The organism is Tamaricihabitans halophyticus (genome assembly GCF_004340875.1).
Lineage (GTDB): Bacteria > Actinomycetota > Actinomycetes > Mycobacteriales > Pseudonocardiaceae > Tamaricihabitans > Tamaricihabitans halophyticus.
Genome location: NZ_SLXQ01000002.1, coordinates 303,877 through 320,181, shown reverse-complemented (window position 1 = coordinate 320,181; position 16,305 = coordinate 303,877). Strand labels below are relative to the sequence as shown.

The window sequence follows — 16,305 nt, the reverse complement described above, 5'->3', positions numbered from 1 at the left end:
CTACAGATCGTAGGGCCGAACCGACCGTTACCCGGAAAGCGTCTGGCTAGCCCGCGACGCGACGTACGCCGGTGAGGTTGTCCTGCAATGGGGACACCTTGACGACATCGCCGGTGGTCGGCGCGTGCACCATGTTGCCGCCGCCGACATAGATGCCGACGTGGTGCACCGGGGAACCGTAGAACACCAGGTCACCCGGCTGCATGGCGTCCGGGGACACCGACTGGCCGTGCTGCGACTGTGCCGAGCTGGACCGCGGGATACTGACGCCGGCCTGCTGGTAGGCCCAGGAGGTCAGCCCGGAGCAGTCGAACTCGTTCGGGCCGGTGGCTCCCCAGACATACGGGCTGCCGCGCTTGCCGAGCGCCGCGTTCATCGCATCGCCGGCGGCGCCTGCTGGCGCGAGGAACGTGCCCTGCACGCCCTCCGAGGACATCTCCGCCTGGTCGGCCGAGCTGAGCAGGCCAGCGGCCTCCTGCACCTCGGTGATCTGCGATTCCAGCGCTTCCTTGCGCTCTTCGATGGTGCCGGCCAACTTCGCCGCGCCGTTCCGGGCGGTCTCGGCGCGTTGCTGGGCGTTGCCGGCTTCCTTGCGCGCGGTTTCGGCGCGCTGAACGGCACCGGAGAGCCGTTCTAGGGCCTGCGCCTTGTCTTCGGCCAGTACCGAAAGCGCCGAAGACCTGTCCAGGAAGTCCTGCGCCGAATCACCGGTGAGCAGCGCGGAAAGCCGGTTGAACCGGGCACCCTGGAAGGACGCGTCGGCCAGCTCGTCGACGTGGCCGCGGAACTGCTCCTGGTCTTTCAGGGCCTGCCGCTCGGCTGTCTTGGCCTTGGCCAGATCCGCGTTCGCGGTACGCAGGTCACCTTGCTTGGTTGTCAGGTCGTCCTGCGCCTTGAGGTGACGCTCGTTGAGTTTCTCTGCTTCCGTACTGAGCTCGCGATACTTCGTGAGTGCTTCAGATTGGGAGCCGGGGGCGGGGTCATCTACGGGGTCTGCGATGGCCGGTGCCGAAACATAGCCCACTGCCACGATCACAGCGGAAGCGGCTAATGCTCCACGCACCGAACGCTTGAGTCGATGCGACGCCACGTCGCGCGTGTCTCCTTCGTCCTCGACGTACCGCCTACCGGGTGGCCGCGTCGAGGTCGGGGGCCCTCGATCAACCAGACGGATTCCAACATCCGGCGGCTGCGGCGCTGCTGCTCGCTCGGCGCCACATCTCTGTGGTGCCTGGCGACGGCATCCGGTCAGCCCCCCGACAGGCTGTCACGGCGGTGACCCCACGTCGCCGCCCTTCGTGAGCGACCGCCTTCCGCGAGGTCTCGGACAGGTTACGAAAAGTAAGCCGATGCGTCCACCGCGACCCGATGAAATGACTCCGTTATCGATGAGTCCCCCCAACGGACCAGCGAACGACTCCCGGCTGTGACCACCATCGCCCAATTCCGCTAACCGCTCACCGCAAATAGTGACCGCTCACCGCTCAGCCGCCGACTAGCTCGAGGTATCGCGAACTGACGCGATCTGGCTTGTCACGCGGCGCCCGTTTCATCTCGTTCGGTCGAATCCGTTGGCACCAGGCGCAGCTGCGGGACCATGCCGGCCTCCGCGAGCGCGTCGATCGCCCGCCGTTCGGCGACATCGAACTCAACCGGGTCCGGCGGCCCGAGCAGTACCGTGATCACACAGTCCCCGCAGGCATCACCGCGCACCGCGCACCGATCGCAATCCACCAGCACAGGAAGCTCCTCACGTTCGCACATACGTTCGTTTCGCGAGGACGGTAACGCCGGGCTCCGACAGTTTCCGCGCCAGCAATGCGAGCAAGCCCACAGATTCCCCTAGCCCACGAACTCCCTTTAACCGGCGGGCTCCCTTAACCGGCGAACTCCCAGTGCCAAGGTTCCTCGCGCCCACCGCCTGGACGGGCCCAGTCGGGGTTGACCCAGCCAAACGTGCCGGCGTTCGCCCGCATCCAGCCGTGTTGTGCGCTACCGAACGACTCGATACCGCCACACAGGTCGACGGCAAGCGCCCAGCCGTGGTTACTTGTGCCCGGAACCGCGGCCAGTCCCGGTTTGCGGGCATACAGCTCCGTCTGCGTGGTGTAGGTCCGGTAGGAGTCGGTGATACACAGCGGTTGACCGAATCGACCCGCGTACGCCTCGGACATCGCCAGGTACGCCTGCGCGGCGTCGCAGCGCAACAGGTGGCCGGTGGCGACCTGGCACAGCGAGGTCGACGGAATCAGCCCGTTCGGATAGCCGCTCCAGGCACCGGCGGTGGCCGGTGCCGCCGAGCCCGCGGAGTCAGCAGGCTCAGCACCGCCATCGGCCAGCCGCGCGGGCAGCAGCACGCTGCCGCAGCGCCACCGCAGGCCGCCGTCGGTCGCCTCGGGTACCGGCGCCGCGTCCCGGTTGCCAAGCGACGGCCTGGTGAAGCCGAGCACCGTGTCCTTGCCAGGCAACTCCCGAACCACCACATTCGCCCTGCTCGCGTCGGCGACCAGCATGCTGCGGCCATCCAACAGGATCCCGACGGACTGCACCCCGTAGCGTTCCGGACCGAGGAAGATCAGGTCACCAGGTTGCGCGTCGGTCCGGCGAACCGGCACCCCCTCGGCCAGCTGCGCCGCCGCGGTATCGGGCACGGCGAGCCCAGCTTCGCGATACACCGTCGAGGTCAGTCCGTCACAGGAGTACGCGGTCGGTCCGCTGCCCGTCGCACCCGGCACGTAGGGCTTGCCCAACGCGTCCATCGCCTTACTCACCGCGTCCAGGGTTTCCTTCGGCAGCACCAACAGCCGCTGGCCGTTGGCGTTCGTCGCTCGCGCGATGCCCCGCTGTGCGGTTCCGTCCGCACCCGGCACCGGTGTGAGACCGGCGGGTAGTCGGGCGGGGTCGGCGAGGTCCGCGGCGGCCGGTGGCTGGATCCCGGCCGCGCTGAGCCGGTCGAGGTAGCCGCGCCAGTTCGCCGCGGTGCGCTGGTTGAGTCGCTGTTGTTCGCGTTGTTGGGTACGCACGGCCGCGTCCGCATCGGCCAGCTGACCGCGCAGCTCCGAGGACACCGCCTCGGCCCGCCCCCTGGCGTCGCTGACGCTGCGCTCCAGCTGGGCCGACCGGTTGGCCGCCACCTGCCGGGCGCCCCTTGCCGCCTGTTCCGCGCGCTGCGCGGCGCTTTGCCGGTTCACCGCGGAGGTCAACCGTCGCTGCTGCTCGTCGCGCAGTTCGGTGATCAGCTGCGCGCCGTCGAGGAAGTCTCGCTCGCTGGTGGCGACCAGGAACAGGCGCACTTCGTTGGGCTGACCGAGCGCGCTGAACACGGCGCCCGAGTAGCGGTCCACCTCGTCCTGACGCGCGGCGACCACCGCGTCCGCGCGCTTCCGTGCGCTCGTGGCGCGGCGCAGCTCGGCATCGGCGGTACGCAGCTTTGCCCGCGCGCCCTCGATCCGCCCGGTGAGGTCGGTCAACTCCCGCTGCACGGTGCCCGCGGTGCGCTGCAGTGTGGCGATCTCGGGGCTTGCGAAGGCTTCGCCGGGCCGTGGGTCCGGCGGTTGGGCTCCCGGCGCCACGCCCGCTTCGACCGGCGGTTCCTCCGCTACGGCTGGGACAGCACCGGCGAGTACGGTCACGAGCGCGAGTGAGCCAGCCACCAGCCACCGCCGCATGGCCACCTCCGCCCGCTCTCCCTCACCCACCTAACGAGCGGTTCGGCCGAACGTCACGCGGTCAGGATCTGCCGAGCATGTCCAGCAGTACCGCGGAAGCCACCGGATGCGCTCCATCGGCGCGGATCCCGGTGGCCACGGCGCGATCGGCGGTGGCCACCACCATGGGCCGACCGCCGGGCTCCGCCGCGACCAGGTTGCGGATCACCTCGTCGGCGGTCACGCCCGGATCGCTGAACAGCACGCGCACCGACCGTGGCGCCACCGTGGGTACCGCCACCACGCCCGCACCGTCGAAAACCACGGTGACCTCGGCCGAGGTGCGCGCGGCAAGCGCGGCCAGCTGGCGCACCAGGCGATCCCGCTGATCAGCCAGGGACAATTCCGGATACCCAGTTTTGGTCACGTTGTAGCCGTCCACGATCAGGTGCACGCTCGGCAGCGTCAGCAGCCTGCCCAACGCGGCGGCATCACCCACACTGCCGCCGGCCCCGCTACCGGCGCTGGCACCGGCGACCCAATCGGCCGGTCGCCCTTGCCGACTCGCCGCCTCATCGATACTGAGTTCCCTGCGCAGCCCGTGCAGCGCGCCTTCGGCGCTGTCCAGCAACAGGGCCAGCCGTACCTCGTCGACCTGCCGGCCCTGTTTGGCAGCCGCACGCGCGAGCTCGGCGTCCTGACTGGCCCGCTCGGCACGGCCGCGTTCCCGCTCGGCCCGTTCCCGCTCGGCGTCCCGCTGCGCGCGCAGCTCGGCAAGCTCGTCAGCGAGTTCGGCGCGTGCCCGCGCCACGGCGGTCTCCTGTTGCTCCGTCGTGTCGAGCGCGTCTCGTAGCCGCTGCCCCTGGGCGCGTAACCGGCCACGCAGCCGGTCCAGCTCGTCCCGCCGTTCCGCTCGTGCCTGTTCGGTGGCTTCGCGGGCGTCGGCCAGTTCGGCCCTCAGCCGGGCCACGTCCGCCTCGAGCCGGGCAACCTGGGCTATCGCGGCGTCGCGCTGCGCACGCAGCCCACTCTGCTGTGCCTGGTCGGCGAGCCGCTTGACCTTCTCCGGCGCGTCCGGGGTGCCATGCAGGACCGCGGCCGCGGCTGCCGTGACCGCGTCGGCGTTGTCCGGGTCGACCTCGCTCGGCCGGTGCTCGGTCGCCCAACGCAATACCGCTGCGCGGAACAGGGCACTGTCCCTGAGCTCGGTCAGCAGCTGCTGGGCTGCCCTGCTCGCGCGTTTGGCCGGGGCGAATCTGGCGACCGGGCGTAGCCGGGGCGGCAGGTCGGCGCGGGAAAGCTCACCCACCGCACCCGCGGCGAGTTCGGCGAGCCGGCCCCGGACGAGATCAGGTAGCGCCGCCCAGTCGAGGGAGTCCCAGTCGAGGGAATCCCAGCTGGAGGAGTCCCAGCTGGAGGAACCCCGGCCCGGCGCATCTCCGCCAGCGGCGTCCGGGCCGTCGTGTTGCCCGGTCATCCCCCGACACTGAGTCCGATCTGGTCCACGAGGTGTGCCTCCTACCCGGCGGTGGTTCGAACGCACGATTATGCCGTGCGTATCCCGGTCTGGGCACGGACCGGCGCGCTCGACTCGCGAACCTTGTCGGGGGGCGGACCTACGGTGCGCGCATGCCCGCGCGGAACAGCCAACTCAGCTTCGACGAACTCGGCACTCCGCTGCGCGAGACCACCTTCGTGGTATTCGACCTGGAGACAACCGGCGGCAGTGCCGAATCCGACGCGATCACCGAGATCGGCGCGGTCAAGGTACGTGGCGGCGAGTTACTCGGGGAGTTCACCACCCTGGTGGACCCGCAGCGCGGCATCCCGCCCGAGGTGGTTCGGCTGACCGGGATCACTCAGGCGATGGTGCACGATGCCCCCACTTTGGACACCGTGTTGCCGGCTTTCCTCGAGTTCGCCGGCGATGCGGTGCTTGTCGCGCATAACGCGGGATTCGACACTGGCTTTCTCCGCGCTGCCTGCCAGCAACGGGGGTACCCGCGCCCTCGGTCCACCGTGCTCTGCACGGTTCGGCTGGCGCGCCGTGTCCTATCCAAACAGGACACGCCAAGTTGCCGGCTTTCCGCGCTGGCCACGCTGTTCAACGCGCGGGTACCAACGCATCGAGCGCTGGACGACGCGAGGGCCACAGTGGACGTGCTGCACGCGCTCCTGGAACGGGTGGGTGCGGTTGGCGTGCACTCGCTGGAAGAGCTCGTTGACTACCTGCCGGAGCGCACCCCGCAGCAACGTCGCAAGCGCACGCTGGCCAAGGGGCTGCCGGAGGAGCCGGGTGTGTACCTGTTTCGTGGGCCGAACAACGAAGTGCTGTATATCGGTACCGCGAACAATCTGCGCCGCAGGGTGCGGCAGTACTTCACGGCGAGCGAGACCAGGCCACGGCTGCGCGAGATGGTCGCGCTGGCCACCGATGTGCACGCCGTCCCCTGCGCGCATTCCTTGGAAGCCGAGGTTCGCGAGCTGCGGCTGCTTGCCGCGCACCGGCCGCCGTACAACCGGCGTTCGAAGAACCCGAACCGGGCCTGGTGGTTGGTGCTCACGGAGGAGGCCTTTCCCCGACTGTCCGTGGTCAAGGTGCCAAGGGACGGCGCGCTCGGACCGTTCCGTTCCCAGCGCGCCGCGCACCTGGCTGCCGAGGCGCTACAGGGTGCCTCCGGATTACGTGCCTGCACGCAGCGGATCCCCGCGGTTGGCGCGGCCGGCCGGCCGTGCGCGCTGGCTGAGCTCGACCGGTGCGCCGCGCCGTGCGCCGGACGGCAGAGCGTCGCGGAGTATGCCCCGGCCGTACAGGCGATCACCGAGCTGATCACCGGGACCGCGGCGAGCCCGTTGGAAGCCCTCGCCGCACAACTCGATCAGCTTTCCACCGAACAGCGCTACGAACAGGCCGCGCTGCGTAGGGACGGACTTGCCGCACTGGTACGAGCGGTCGACCGAGGTCAGCGGCTGGCCGCGTTGGCCGCGCTGCCCGAGTTGGTCGCAGCCCAGTCGGACGGTGCGGGCGGCTGGCGGTTCGCGATCGCGCGATACGGCCGCCTCGCCTCTGCCGGGGTGGCCGAACGCGGGGTCGCGCCGATGCCGGTGGTGGACGCGCTGACGGCGGCCGCGGAGACCGTGCTGCCGGGGCCGGGGCCGCTCCGCGGCGCGCCACCCGAGGAGGTTGGTGTGCTGTCCCGCTGGTTGGCCAAACCAGGCACCCGACTGGTGCGTAGCAGCTGGCCGTGGGCGGAGCCAGCGGGTGCCGCCGGGCGCTGGCGGGGCTGGCTCGCCACGGCAACCGAGGCGCGGGACCGCGCGATGGTGCTGGCGCGGGACTGACCGCGCAGGCGCTACTATCGGCGCGTCACGTGCTATCGGCACGAGGTCGACCGCGAGGAGGACAAGCCGTGATCACCGCGATCGTGTTGATACACGCCGAGGCGGACACCATCACCGAGGCAGCCCAAGCGATCGCGGATATCGACGGGGTCCAGGAGGTCTACTCCTGTGCCGGTTCGATCGATCTGATCGCGATCGTGCGCATCCAGAGCCACGAGGAACTGGCCGAACTCGTTCCTGGCCGGATCAGCAAGGTCGCGGGCGTGCGGCACACCGATACGCATATCGCGTTCCGGTCCTATTCGCATGCGGACGCGGAGTCGGCCTTCGCGATCGGCATCCAGGACGCCGACTAGTTCGTACTAGCCTTCCTTGGCCGCGCCCGCACCGGTCGCTGGTAGCAGCGGGTAAGCGACCCGGATTCCCTCGGCGTCGAAGCGCTGCTTGAGCAGTCCGCGCAGCGCCCTGCCGAGCGCCCACTGCTCGCCTGGCTTGGTTTTCACCACGACTCGCACGGTCACCGCACCGTTTCCGATACTCACCACGCCGTTGACCTCGGGCTTCGCCAGGATCCGCGGCATGTTCGCCGGCTCCGCGGCGAACTCGGTCACCGCCTGTTCGAGCACCTCATGTGCCTTCGTGAGGTCCACTGAGTAATCGAGTGGCACATCGACGACCGCGTTCGCCCAGTCCTGGTTCATATTGCAGACCCGCATGATCTCGCCGTTGCGGACATGCCAGAGCCCACCGTCGAGGTCGCGCACCTTGGTGATCCGCAACGTCACCTCTTCGACGGTGCCGACCGCGTCACCGATATCGACCGTGTCTCCAACGCCGTACTGATCCTCGATCATCATGAAGATGCCGGAAAGAAAGTCCTGCACGAGGCTCTGCGCACCGAACCCGATGGCCAGCCCGAGCACGCTGGCGCTCGCGATAATCGGCGCCAGGTTGATCCCGAACTCGCCGAGGATCATCACGAACGCCACCCCGAAGATGACGAAGGTGGCCACGCTGCGCAGGACCGACCGGATGGTGTCCGCGCGCTGTTGCTGGCGCAGCTGCCGGTCGGCGGTGTTGGCGGCGTCGTCCGCGCTCTTGCGCACGGCCTTGGTCGCCTTCGCCTTGGCATTGCTCAGCCGCTGCCGGGAGCCAACCATCCGCTTCATGACATGCGTGATGATCCGACCAACCAGCGCCCTGAGCAGGATCGCGACCAGCAGGATGATCGCGACGTTCAGCAGTCCAGAGATGAACTGATCGGTATTCGACCGGAACCACTCGACAAAATCGTTTGCCTGCGCCACGACCGCATCCGCTGAGTTGACGGTCTCCGCCACCCTTTACACCCTTTCGCCGGCTCGTCGGTATGCCGGCCCCGGACGGTACCTACTACCCGACCCGCCAGCCCAACCCCTACCCCGGACCGCGGTTCTTAGGGATCTAGCGGTCACTGCGTGTCACAAAAACGTCCGGGCCGCCCGCGGCTAGCGCGAGTGACCCGGACGTTCTGGTGGTGAAACTCAGTCGGTGCGCCCGGCTGGCTCTTCCTTCGCCTCCGAGCCGGCCTCGACATGACCGTTGCCGCCAGCACCATTGCCCGCGGCACCGTTGCCGTGCCCGTGCTGCTCGGCGTGCGCCCGTTCCAGCGCGGCGGTCTCCTCCACCGGGTCCGGCGAGATGAGACTGCCTGGAACCGGTGCACCTGCCGAGCCGAGCTTGTTCATCCGCTTCGGCACCGGCGCACCCTGGTACTCCAGCGGTACCGCGTGCCCGTGCTCATCCACCTCGCCAAGTGGCTGGTGCACCTCGATGAACTCACCGTGCGGCAGCCGCTTGATGATGCCGGTCTCCACACCGTGCTCAAGCACCTCGCGGTCGGCGCGCTGCAGACCGAGGCAGATCCGGTAGGTGATGATGTAGGCCAACGGGGGCAGCACGATCAACGAGATCCGACCCCACCACACCATCGCGTTCAGCGAGATATGGAACTTATCGGCGATAACATCGTTACCAGTGGTGATCAGCGTGACCAGGAAGTAGGTGATGGCCATCGCGCCGAGGCTGGTACGCACCGGAACATCCCGCGGCCGCTGCAGCAGGTTGTGGTGCGCGTTGTCCTTGGTGAGTTTTCGTTCGAGCCACGGATAGACGGCCGCGATACCAAGCAGCATCGGCAGACCCATCATGAATGGGAAGAACGGCGCGGGAATCGTCCAGTTTCCTAGGTAGACCTCCCACGCTGGCCAGATCCGCAGCAGACCGTCCGTCCAGGCGATATACCAGTCGGGAACCGTTGCCGCGGAAACCTGCGACGCGTTGTACGGGCCCAGGTTCCAGATTCCGTTGATCTGGAACAACCCGCCAAGGAGCGCACAGACACCGACGACGATCGCGAAGAAGCCACCGGCCTTCAGCGCGAAGTACGGCATGATCCGCACGCCGACGACGTTGCTCTCCTTGCGCCGCACACCAGGGAACTGGGTGTGCTTCTGGTACCAGACAAGGCCGAGGTGTACCGCGATCAACGCGAGCAAAATCCCCGGAATGACCAGGATATGCAAGGTATACAAGCGCGGAATGATCTCTGTCCCCGGGAACTCCCCGCCGAAGGCGAGCCAGTGTGTCCAGGTACCGATCACGGGGATGGACATGATCAGGCCGGACATGATCCGCAGACCGGAACCGGAAAGCACGTCATCCGGCAGCGAGTAGCCGGTGAAGCCCTCGAGGATGCCCAGGCCGAGCAGCAGGATGCCGATGATCCAGTTCAGCTCACGCGGCTTACGGAACGCGCCGGTGAAGAACACCCGGAGCATGTGCACCACGATCGAGGCCATGAACAGCAGGGCCGCCCAGTGATGGACCTGTCTGGCGAACAATCCACCTCGGACCTCGAAGGAGATCTCCAGCGTGGACTCGTACGCCCTGGACATCTCCAGACCCTGGAGGTTGACGAAGGCGCCCTGATACTGCACTTCCTCCATCGAAGGGTCGAAGAAGAGCGCGAGATAGATACCCGAGAGCAGCAGCACGATGAAGCTGTACAGGGCGATCTCGCCGAGCAGGAACGACCAGTGCGTCGGGAATACCTTGTTCAGCTGTTTCCGGATGCCGCCGGCCATGTGCAGGCGATCGTCGGCCGCCTTCGCCGCGCCACCGGCCGCACGGGCAGCCGGATTGTTCGGCTTCGTGGGCGTGGTGATGGCACTCATGACTTACGCTCCCAAAAAGCCGGCCCAACGGCCTCGTTGAAATCGTCCCTAGCGTAAAAATAGCCCGTTTCGGGGTCGACATCGATAGGCAGTTGTGCGAGCGCCCGCGTGGCCGGCCCGAAAACCGGTTTGGCGTACTGCAGCGCATCGAACTGCGACTGGTGACACGGGCACAGAATCCGGTTCGTCTGCTGCTCGTACAGCGACGTCGGGCAACCGAGGTGACTACAGATCTTCGTGTACGCGTAGTAGTCGCCGAAGTTGTAGTCCTCCTGGCCCGCGCGCTTGACGACCTTGCGGCCATCGTCCGGGCGCAGGCGGATCAGCATCACCGGGCTGTCCGCGCTCTTCATCGCGTGCAGCAAGGCGTCCTCGTCCTCGCGGTCGGACTCCCGGAACGGGAACACCGTCTCCATGGAGCCGGCCTCCAGATCCTCCGGCCGGACCAGCGCGATCTCGTGTGGATCACCAGTGGACCGGCGCAGGAACACCCGCTCGCCGTTGCGTGCCTGCCACTCGGTGTGCCATAGACCCTCGTGGTTCTCCGTGTTCTTCCACGGATCGCGAATCAGCCCGCCGAGGGCGAAAACCCCACCCGCGAGACCGAAAGCGCCGAGCCCGAAACCGACGCTGCGCTTGATCAGCGAACGCCGACCGATCCCGTTCTTGGTGCCGGCGTCGGCAAGGTGTGCCAGCACGGTCTGCCGGTCCAGTTCACTCGAACCACCGGCGTCGTGCCGCTGCTGCACGGTCACTTCGTGCGGCAGGAACTTCTTGGTGTAGAGGACTACGCCCACGCCGATCGCGGTGATCGACAAACCAAGGGTCAACCCAACCAGCGGCGTGTAAAGCCCGTACAGGAAGTGACCAGAGGAATCGTCCGGGGCGGTGTACTGCCAGGGCCACCACAGGAACACCCCAACGAAGGCCAAACCAGACAGTCCGGCGATGGCGAACCACAGTGCGACCAGACGCTCCGCCCGCTTCTCCGCGCGGGTCCCCTTCACCGGCCACGGGTCGGGGTACTCAACGATCTCAACGCCGTCCAGCTTGCCACCCAGCTTGACCAGGTCGTCGCGGCTCATCTCCGCGAGCTCGGCCTCGCTCGGCTGCTCCGGCTGCTCCTTGCTCATGCCTTGGCTCCGATCCAAAGCGTCACACCGACCAATGCCCCGATTCCGACGACAAACACGATCAGCCCTTCGGGCATCGGTCCGTAACCACCGAGGGCGTTACCGCCGGGATTGTTGTTTCCGTCCGTCACCGATTTCACATAGGCAACGATGTCTTCCTTCTCCTCCGGAGTGAGCTGCCGATCGGAGAACTTCGGCATGTTCTGCGGCCCACTCTGCATCGCCGTGTAGATCTCCTCTTCGGACACGCCGTCCAGATGTGGTCCGAACTTTCCTGAGGACAGCGCTCCGCCCCGACCGGTGAAGTTGTGGCAGGACGCGCAGTTCAACCGGAAGAGCTCGCCGCCGCGCGCGGAGTCCTCACCCTGCAGTGCCCCGCCGGACTTCGCCGGCTTCTCCGGGCCGCCACCGTTGGCCTGGATGTAGGCACCGAGCGCGTCGATCTCCTCCGGGGTGAGCTGCGCCGGCTTGCGCTGCGCCTGGGCTTCCTGCCGTGCCATCGGCATCCGGCCGGTCGAGGTCTGGAAGTAGACCGAGGCCTCACCGACGCCAATAAGGCTGGTCCCGCGATCCTGGACGCCCTCCAGGTTGGCGCCGTGGCAGCTGATGCACGTGTTGTTGTAGACCTGCTCGCCCTTGCGGACCAGGGCGGGGTCTTCCTGCGCCTGCGCGGTCTGCGGTTCCGGCGCGAACGCACTGTACAGGAAACCGACGCTGAGCAACGCGACACCGAGCGCGAGCAGGCCGGAGAGCCTGCGACGGAACTTCGTCCCGGTGCGCTTCGGCTTGGATTTGTTCTTGGTGGTCATGTGCGCCAACCCTTGCTGTCAGTTCGGGGCTTGATGCGACGGTTCGCGGTGTTCGGCATCAGGGAACGATGTAGATCACGGCGAAGAGACCGATCCACACGATGTCGACGAAGTGCCAGTAGTAGGAGACGACGATCGCCGAGGTCGCCTGCGCTGGCGTGAACTTGCTCATGCGGGTTCGCATGATCAGGAACGCGAAGGCCACGAGCCCACCAATCACGTGCAGACCGTGGAAGCCGGTGGTCATGTAGAAGACCGTGCCGTACGCGCCCGAGCTCATCGTGACCCCGTCGGTGATGAGCTGGATGTACTCACCGCCCTGACCGGCGACGAAGATCGTGCCCATGATCAGGGTGACCAGATACCAACGCCGCAGCCCGTAGACATCCCCACGTTCGGCGGCGAACACACCGAGCTGACAGGTGAAGGACGACGCGACCAGGATGATCGTGAAGGGCAGGGCGTACGGGAGGTTCAGATGGATCGGCTCACCGTTCTCCAATGGCGGCGGCCAATGCCCGGCGTCGTTCTGGGCTTTCACCGTGAAGAACATGGCGAACAGCCCAGCGAAGAACATCAGTTCGCTGGCTAGCCACACGATGGTGCCCACGCTGACCATGTTTGGCCGGTTCAGCGAATGCACCCGATGGCCGATCGAAGGCGCTCCCGTAGTCACGACCGCATTATGTCCTGCGCCCGGGGGCGGCGCTGAGTTGGGTCCATGCCCGTGTCGCGTCAAGTCGATCACGATGGTGGCTGGGCATTCCGGACGGACCGGCCACCAGGCGAGCGTCCGCAGCGCGACCAGCCAATCACTGGCCGGTCCCACGGTCGGCCACCAGCGACGGTGGGCACCTCCGCTGCCCGCGCGGGTGCTCCGGCAGCTAACATCGCCATCGTCGCGAACTGTCGATCAGCAGCCGAGCCAGGACCAGCCAACGCAGGAGGGTGTCCAGAATGAGCACGCCGAGCAGCCCCGGACTTCGTGTCCTGGTGTTCAGCCACCGCGCGCAGGTCCGGGAGAGCATTCTCACCGCCGTTGGCCGTCGCCCCGCTCCCGACCTTGGTCGGGTCACCTATGTGGAGGCTTCGACTGTGGCCGAGGTCATCGGTGAGATGGACAGTGGCGAGATCGACCTCGCGATCCTGGACGGCGAGGCACAGCCAACCGGCGGCATGGGCCTGTGCCGGCAGCTCAAGCTGGAGATCACCGCCTGCCCGCCGATCGTGGTGGCGGTACGCCGCAAGGACGACCGATGGCTGGCGACCTGGTCGCAGGCGGACGGAGTGCTGGTGCACCCGCTCGATCCGCTTGCCGCCGCCGAGACCGTCGCCGATGTAGCGCGCTCGGCGCGAGTTCCCACCGTCCGCGGCTAACCGCCCCCAGGGCAGAGTTCCCAGGGAAGAGTTCCTCGTGAACCCCCGAAGGGCAGTTCTTTAATCGAAGGAGCGGCCAGATGACTGGCACCGCCGCTGAACCCGACGAATCGGCGCATACCTGGCCACGACTGCTCGGCGAGCTGGTCGCCGGGCACGATCTGAATGCCGTGGACACGGCGTGGGCGATGGACCAGATCATGAGCGCCGCCGCCACACCCGCCCAGGTTGCCGCCTTCGCGGTGGCACTGCGCGCGAAGGGCGAGACGGCCGCCGAGATCGCGGGCATGGCCAAGTCGATGCTGGCCCATGCCCGCCGCGTCGAGGTCGACCAGCGCTGCGTGGATGTGGTGGGCACCGGCGGGGACAGGTCGGGGTCGGTCAACATCTCCACGATGGCCGCGATCGTCACGGCGGCCGCGGGCGTGCCGGTGGTGAAGCACGGCAACCGGGCCGCGTCCTCGAAGTGCGGGGCCGCGGATGTGCTCGAACGGCTCGGCGTGCGGATCGAACTGGCACCCGCACAAGTGCAGGCCTGCCTGCGCGAGCTGAGTATCGGTTTCTGCTTCGCGCCCGTGTTCCACCCCAGTTACGTGCACGCCGCGGCGCCGCGACGGGAGGTTGGCATTCCGACCGCGTTCAACGTGCTCGGCCCGCTGACCAATCCCGCGCAGCCCGCCGCTGGGCTGATCGGCTGCGCGAACGAGCGGATGGCTCCCGTGCTCGCGCGGGTGTTCGCCGATCGCGGTGCCTCCGTGCTGGTCGTGCGGGGAGACGACGGGCTGGACGAGATCACCACCAGTGGCGCGACCTCGGCCTGGGTGGTTCGCGACGGCCAGGTACACACCGCCCGGATCGAACCGACCGAACTGGGCATCACGCTCGCCTCCCCCGCGGAGCTGCGTGGCGGGGATCCGGAGACGAACGCACGCGCGGTACGGGATCTGGTACACGGCAAACCGGGCCCCGTGCGCGATGCCGTACTGCTCAATGCCGCCGGGACGCTGGCCGCTTACCGCGGGCTGACCGACGATGTCCACGCGGACCTGCGGGAGGGGCTACGCAAGGGCACCGAAGCGGTCGACTCCGGCGCGGCTGCCGAGCTGCTCGCCCGCTGGGCGGAATTTTCCACCTCACTGGGTTAACCCGACCAGCCCTAACAAGTCACCCCCCTAGCGACGAAACAAAAACCGACCCGTGAATGGCGCCATTCACGGGTCGGTTTGTTACCAGCTCTGCTGGTTCAGGTCTCGTTCGGACTGGAGTGGTACTCGAAAACCAGGCCGCCGACGGAGATCAGCAGCGCGATCCCGCCAAGCACCACCATCCACCACTGGCCGAAGGCCATCGCCACACCGGTCACCGCGGCCGAACCGGCCAGCGCGATCGGCCAGTAGCTACCGGGGCTGAAAAAGCCCAGCTCTCCCGCGCCGTCCGCGATCTCGGCATCGCCCCGGTCCTCCGGGCGATGTTCGATACGCCTGGCGATAAACCGGAAATAGGTACCGACGAGCATGGAGAGCCCACCGGTCAGGATCAGCGCGGTGAGTCCCACCGGTTCCACGCCGTCGTGCGCATAGAAATGCGTCAGCACGCCGTAGATGATCGCTACGACAAAGGCAAAGGCCGTAACGATATCGAATATCCGAGCCTCGACCTTCATGGTGTCCTCACTCTCACAAACCCATTACGTACTCGCATGCCGCGTGCCGCTTCCATCCGCGCTGTCGAACCCGGGCGAGTCTCAGCCGGATGCGGTACGCGCGGTGCGGTCGGTGTCGAACGGCCTGGTGGTCACCGCACGCGGGCTGCAGAGCTCACCACAGTCCATTTCCTCAAGTGCTTCGGACGCGGTGTACAGCTCACCAGTACTCGGGTTGTTCCGCATCCGCAGCTGCATGTACTCCTCGAACTGGGCCGGCTCGAGCGCCCGCACCTCGAAGTTCATCGCGGAGTGATAGGTACCGCAGAGTTCGGCGCACCGACCGACAAAGCTTCCGGTCTGGTCGATGGTGTTCTGGAACTCGTTGTCCTGGTTGTTCTTCTCCGGGTGCGGGAACACGTCCCGCTTGAAGTTGAACTCGGGCACCCAGAACGAGTGGATCACGTCGGTGGATCGCAGGTTGTACTGAATCGTCTGGGTGGTCGGCAGCACCAGCAGCGGGATCTCATTGGAGCTACCCACCGTGCTGACCGGTTCACCGTCCGGAGTCTCGTATCCCTGGTACTGGAACTCCCAGTTCCACTGGAAAGCGATCACGTCCACGGTCTGATCCGGGTTGTCTTCCTTCGCAAGCACCGAGACCTCGGTGCTGACGGTGAAGTAGAAGAGCACCAGCACCATGATCGTCGGCACGACCGCGAGGCCGAGCTCGAGCGGCACGTTGTACTGGGTCTGCCTCGGCAGCTCCGGCGAGTTGGCCTTCTTGCGGTGGAAGGTGATCGTCCAGAAGATCAGACCCCACACGATGAAGCCCATGACGAGGGCGGCGATCGAGGCGCCGGTCCATAGCTGGCGCATCTCGACGGCCTGCGGCGTGACGCCCTCGGGCCAACCGAACCGCAGCACCTCCTCAGCTGAGCACCCGGTCGCCAGAACGGCGATGAGCCCGACAAGGGCGGCAAGTTTTCCGGCCCTGTTGAGCCGTGTTGCCGGTGTGCGCTCGTTGCGGCCCACTGCGCGAAGCCTCCTCGACTGCCCTACCGATGACTGCCATACCGATGTGCGTAGCCCACCACGGAGCATGCCGCAAAACCTCGGCACTCGCCCATGAATGAGCTA

Annotated in this window: 15 protein-coding genes; 4 read left to right on the top strand and 11 right to left on the bottom strand. The window is 67.2% G+C overall.

Annotated elements, in window-relative coordinates:
• Positions 1-46: 46 nt before the first annotated feature.
• From EV191_RS09085 to EV191_RS09070, 4 genes are all read right to left on the bottom strand, one after another.
• Positions 47-1,090, bottom strand: coding sequence for a C40 family peptidase (locus EV191_RS09085; RefSeq protein WP_132876476.1), 1,044 nt, complete (start codon positions 1,088-1,090; stop codon positions 47-49).
• A 443-nt stretch (positions 1,091-1,533) separates the two neighbouring features.
• Positions 1,534-1,764 (bottom strand): hypothetical protein, encoded by a 231-nt coding sequence (locus EV191_RS09080; protein ID WP_132876475.1) that lies wholly within the window; start codon positions 1,762-1,764, stop codon positions 1,534-1,536.
• Between the two features lie 113 nt (positions 1,765-1,877).
• Positions 1,878-3,668: an NlpC/P60 family protein gene (locus EV191_RS09075; RefSeq protein ID WP_132876474.1), complete on the bottom strand. Its 1,791-nt coding sequence runs from the start codon at positions 3,666-3,668 to the stop codon at positions 1,878-1,880.
• A 61-nt stretch (positions 3,669-3,729) separates the two neighbouring features.
• Positions 3,730-5,124, bottom strand: coding sequence for an NYN domain-containing protein (locus EV191_RS09070; protein WP_132876473.1), 1,395 nt, complete (start codon positions 5,122-5,124; stop codon positions 3,730-3,732).
• A 152-nt stretch (positions 5,125-5,276) separates the two neighbouring features.
• On the opposite strand from EV191_RS09070, the gene EV191_RS09065 reads away from it, so the two are divergent.
• On the top strand, positions 5,277-6,989 hold the full coding sequence (locus EV191_RS09065; protein ID WP_132876472.1) for a DEDD exonuclease domain-containing protein: 1,713 nt from the start codon (positions 5,277-5,279) through the stop codon (positions 6,987-6,989).
• Between the two features lie 68 nt (positions 6,990-7,057).
• Complete coding sequence (locus EV191_RS09060; RefSeq protein ID WP_132876471.1) at positions 7,058-7,345, top strand: Lrp/AsnC family transcriptional regulator; 288 nt, start codon at positions 7,058-7,060, stop codon at positions 7,343-7,345.
• 6 nt (positions 7,346-7,351) lie between these two features.
• On the opposite strand, the gene EV191_RS09055 is transcribed toward EV191_RS09060, so the two are convergent.
• The 5 genes from EV191_RS09055 to ctaE form a co-directional block, all read right to left on the bottom strand.
• Positions 7,352-8,329, bottom strand: a complete 978-nt coding sequence (locus EV191_RS09055; RefSeq protein WP_243658841.1) for a mechanosensitive ion channel family protein — start codon at positions 8,327-8,329, stop codon at positions 7,352-7,354.
• A 183-nt stretch (positions 8,330-8,512) separates the two neighbouring features.
• A complete protein-coding gene (gene qcrB, locus EV191_RS09050) occupies positions 8,513-10,204 on the bottom strand; it encodes a cytochrome bc1 complex cytochrome b subunit (protein WP_132876470.1) in 1,692 nt (563 codons plus the stop codon).
• A complete protein-coding gene (gene qcrA / locus EV191_RS09045) occupies positions 10,201-11,337 on the bottom strand; it encodes a cytochrome bc1 complex Rieske iron-sulfur subunit (protein ID WP_132876469.1) in 1,137 nt (378 codons plus the stop codon). Before qcrA ends, qcrB begins: the two co-directional genes overlap by 4 nt.
• Entirely contained in the window at positions 11,334-12,146 is an 813-nt protein-coding gene (gene qcrC, locus EV191_RS09040; RefSeq protein WP_132876468.1) for a cytochrome bc1 complex diheme cytochrome c subunit, read from the bottom strand. Before qcrC ends, qcrA begins: the two co-directional genes overlap by 4 nt.
• Before the next feature lie 58 nt (positions 12,147-12,204).
• Entirely contained in the window at positions 12,205-12,822 is a 618-nt protein-coding gene (ctaE, locus tag EV191_RS09035) for an aa3-type cytochrome oxidase subunit III (RefSeq protein ID WP_481557248.1), read from the bottom strand.
• Between the two features lie 281 nt (positions 12,823-13,103).
• Here ctaE and EV191_RS09030 point away from each other — a divergent pair, with 281 nt between their 5' ends.
• Together EV191_RS09030 and trpD are read left to right on the top strand one after the other, a co-directional pair.
• Positions 13,104-13,523 (top strand): hypothetical protein, encoded by a 420-nt coding sequence (locus EV191_RS09030; protein ID WP_132876467.1) that lies wholly within the window; start codon positions 13,104-13,106, stop codon positions 13,521-13,523.
• 80 nt (positions 13,524-13,603) lie between these two features.
• Complete coding sequence (gene trpD, locus EV191_RS09025) at positions 13,604-14,668, top strand: anthranilate phosphoribosyltransferase (protein ID WP_132876466.1); 1,065 nt, start codon at positions 13,604-13,606, stop codon at positions 14,666-14,668.
• Positions 14,669-14,766: 98 nt separating this feature from the next.
• Here trpD and EV191_RS09020 read toward each other — a convergent pair whose 3' ends face one another.
• The gene (locus EV191_RS09020) at positions 14,767-15,186 is read right to left on the bottom strand and encodes a cytochrome c oxidase subunit 4 (RefSeq protein WP_132876465.1); all 420 of its coding nucleotides are present in this window, start codon (positions 15,184-15,186) and stop codon (positions 14,767-14,769) included.
• A gap of 81 nt (positions 15,187-15,267) precedes the next feature.
• The gene (gene ctaC, locus EV191_RS09015; protein ID WP_132876464.1) at positions 15,268-16,200 is read right to left on the bottom strand and encodes an aa3-type cytochrome oxidase subunit II; all 933 of its coding nucleotides are present in this window, start codon (positions 16,198-16,200) and stop codon (positions 15,268-15,270) included.
• Positions 16,201-16,305 lie beyond the last annotated feature (105 nt).

Bases quoted from the DNA above. Each gene is read 5' to 3' on its own strand.
- EV191_RS09080 (WP_132876475.1), bottom strand. From the start codon at position 1,764: ATGTGCGAACGTGAGGAGCTTCCTGTGCTGGTGGATTGCGATCGGTGC.
- EV191_RS09075 (WP_132876474.1), bottom strand. From the start codon at position 3,668: ATGCGGCGGTGGCTGGTGGCTGGCTCACTCGCGCTCGTGACCGTACTC.
- EV191_RS09070 (WP_132876473.1), bottom strand. From the start codon at position 5,124: ATGACCGGGCAACACGACGGCCCGGACGCCGCTGGCGGAGATGCGCCG.
- EV191_RS09065 (WP_132876472.1), top strand. From the start codon at position 5,277: ATGCCCGCGCGGAACAGCCAACTCAGCTTCGACGAACTCGGCACTCCG.
- qcrB (WP_132876470.1), bottom strand. From the start codon at position 10,204: ATGAGTGCCATCACCACGCCCACGAAGCCGAACAATCCGGCTGCCCGT.
- qcrA (WP_132876469.1), bottom strand. From the start codon at position 11,337: ATGAGCAAGGAGCAGCCGGAGCAGCCGAGCGAGGCCGAGCTCGCGGAG.
- qcrC (WP_132876468.1), bottom strand. From the start codon at position 12,146: ATGACCACCAAGAACAAATCCAAGCCGAAGCGCACCGGGACGAAGTTC.
- EV191_RS09030 (WP_132876467.1), top strand. From the start codon at position 13,104: ATGAGCACGCCGAGCAGCCCCGGACTTCGTGTCCTGGTGTTCAGCCAC.
- trpD (WP_132876466.1), top strand. From the start codon at position 13,604: ATGACTGGCACCGCCGCTGAACCCGACGAATCGGCGCATACCTGGCCA.
- EV191_RS09020 (WP_132876465.1), bottom strand. From the start codon at position 15,186: ATGAAGGTCGAGGCTCGGATATTCGATATCGTTACGGCCTTTGCCTTT.